Origin of the sequence: Phyllobacterium sp. UNC302MFCol5.2 (genome assembly GCF_000686005.1) — a bacterium.
GTDB lineage: Bacteria > Pseudomonadota > Alphaproteobacteria > Rhizobiales > Rhizobiaceae > Phyllobacterium > Phyllobacterium pellucidum.
This window is the reverse complement of the sequence record NZ_JMLL01000008.1, coordinates 1-3,010: the sequence shown is the minus strand read 5'-3', so window position 1 is coordinate 3,010 and position 3,010 is coordinate 1. Positions and strand designations below refer to the sequence as shown.

Genomic DNA, 3,010 nt, shown 5'->3' with positions numbered 1-3,010 from the left:
GGCGTTTTGGATGGATATTTGTAATGAGAATGATCAAGTCGATCGAGCTATTAGTACCGGTAAGCTTCATGCGTTGCCGCACTTCCACACCCGGCCTATCAACGTGGTGGTCTTCCACGGCTCTGATAGGGAATACTCGTTTTCAGGTGGGTTTCCCGCTTAGATGCCTTCAGCGGTTATCCCGTCCGTATATAGCTACCCTGCTATGCGGCTGGCGCCACAACAGGTCCACCAGAGATACGTCCATCCCGGTCCTCTCGTACTAGGGACAGATCCTGTCAATATTCCTACACCCACGGCAGATAGGGACCGAACTGTCTCACGACGTTCTGAACCCAACTCACGTACCGCTTTAAATGGCGAACAGCCATACCCTTGGGACCTGCTCCAGCCCCAGGATGCGATGAGTCGACATCGAGGTGCCAAACAACCCCGTCGATATGGACTCTTGGGGGTCATCAGCCTGTTATCCCCGGCGTACCTTTTATCCGTTGAGCGATGGCCCTTCCACGCGGGACCACCGGATCACTATGACCGACTTTCGTCTCTGCTCGACTTGTCAGTCTCGCAGTCAGGCGGGCTTATGCCATTGCACTCGACGACCGATTTCCGACCGGTCTGAGCCCACCATCGCGCGCCTCCGTTACTCTTTAGGAGGCGACCGCCCCAGTCAAACTACCCACCATACACTGTCCTGGACCCGGATAACGGGCCGCAGTTAGACATCCATGACGATAAGGGTGGTATTTCAAGGGTGACTCCACCATGGCTGGCGCCACGGCTTCAAAGTCTACCACCTATCCTACACATGCCGACACGAATGCCAGTGTAAAGCTATAGTAAAGGTGCACGGGGTCTTTCCGTCTAACCGCAGGAACCCCGCATCTTCACGGGGAATTCAATTTCACTGAGTCTGCGTTGGAGACAGCGGGGAAGTCGTTACGCCATTCGTGCAGGTCGGAACTTACCCGACAAGGAATTTCGCTACCTTAGGACCGTTATAGTTACGGCCGCCGTTTACTGGGGCTTCGATTCAAAGCTTGCACCTCTCCTCTTAACCTTCCAGCACCGGGCAGGCGTCAGACCCTATACGTCGCCTTACGGCTTCGCAGAGCCCTGTGTTTTTGGTAAACAGTCGCTACCCCCTGGTCTGTGCCACCCCCTTCTACTTGCGTAAAAAAGGGTCACGCTTCTTCCGAAGTTACGCGTGCAATTTGCCGAGTTCCTTCAACGCAGTTCTCTCAAGCGCCTTGGTATTCTCTACCAGTCCACCAGTGTCGGTTTCGGGTACGGTCTATACGCGGGAGCTATTTCCTGGAACCGCTTCGAAGCCCCTCCAATCCAATAAGGAGGAACAACATACGCGATCCGTCACTACCCGCAGGCCCACGAATATTAACGTGGTTCCCATCGACTACGCCTTTCGGCCTCGCCTTAGGGGCCGGCTAACCCTGCTCAGATTAACTTTAAGCAGGAACCCTTGGACTTTCGGCGAGGGAGTCTCTCACTCCCTTTATCGTTACTCATGTCAGCATTCTCACTTCCGATACCTCCACCAGCCCTCACGGGTCCGGCTTCAACGGCTTACGGAACGCTCCGCTACCACTTGCCTGTTGCCAGGCAAATCCACAGCTTCGGTGTATGGCTTGAGCCCCGGTACATTTTCGGCGCAAAGACCCTTATTTAGACCAGTGAGCTGTTACGCTTTCTTTAAATGATGGCTGCTTCTAAGCCAACATCCTGGTTGTTTTGGGATCCTCACATCCTTTCCCACTTAGCCATAACTTAGGGACCTTAGATGGTGGTCAGGGTTGTTGCCCTCTTCACGACGGACGTTAGCACCCGCCGTGTGTCTGCCGATCAGTACTTTCCGGTATTCGGAGTTTGGTTAGGTTTGGTAAATCGGTGAGATCCCCTAGCCCATCCAGTGCTCTACCCCCGGAAGTATAAAATCGACGCTCTACCTAAATAGATTTCGCGGAGAACCAGCTATCTCCGAGTTTGATTGGCCTTTCACCCCTAGCCACAAGTCATCCCAATCTATTGCAACAGATGCGGGTTCGGTCCTCCAGCAAGTGTTACCTTGCCTTCAACCTGCTCATGGCTAGATCACTCGGTTTCGGGTCTAATGCGACGAACTGAACGCCCTGTTCAGACTCGCTTTCGCTGCGCCTACACCTACCGGTTTAAGCTTGCTCGTCACACTAAGTCGCTGACCCATTATACAAAAGGTACGCTGTCACCCAGAACAAATCTTGGGCTCCAACTGTTTGTAGGCATTCGGTTTCAGGATCTCTTTCACTCCCCTTGTCGGGGTGCTTTTCACCTTTCCCTCACGGTACTGGTTCGCTATCGGTCATGCACGAGTACTTAGGCTTGGAGAGTGGTCTCCCCATGTTCAGACAGGATTTCACGTGTCCCGCCCTACTCAAGGACTTTCATTCGCATTACGTGTACGGGGCTGTCACCCATTCTAGCCGCCCTTTCCAGAGCGTTCCACTTGTCTCATAAAAGCCACTGGCCTGGTCCGCGTTCGCTCGCCACTACTAGCGGAGTCTCGTTTGATGTCCTTTCCTCCGGGTACTTAGATGTTTCAGTTCCCCGGGTTCGCTTCTAACCCCTATGTATTCGAAGGTCAGATACCTTATTAACGATACTTGGAAACCTGTGCAGTTGTCGGCGTCACGCCAGCGTTAATAAGGACGATTATGTCCTCACGCTGTCGCAATCCTTTCAAAGGATTGCTCGCTGCGGACGGCGCGCCAAACGATTGGCGACGGCCTGGCGGCCTGTATGGGAGACCCATACCAACGTCCCGACGCCGGCCAACTAAACAGATTTTCCAAGTATCTAAGGTGGGTTTCCCCATTCGGAAATCGTCGGATCAAAGGGTATTCGCACCTCCCCGACGCTTATCGCAGCGTATCACGTCCTTCATCGCCTGTGCATGCCAAGGCATCCACCAAATGCCCTTAAGACACTTGATCATTCTCATTGCCAATATCCATCT

At 53.4% G+C, this 3,010-nt stretch carries 1 rRNA gene; it reads right to left on the bottom strand.

Features of this window, described 5'->3' with window-relative positions:
• Positions 1-29: 29 nt before the first annotated feature.
• A 23S ribosomal RNA gene (locus BR48_RS0101790) occupies positions 30-2,987 on the bottom strand.
• Positions 2,988-3,010 lie beyond the last annotated feature (23 nt).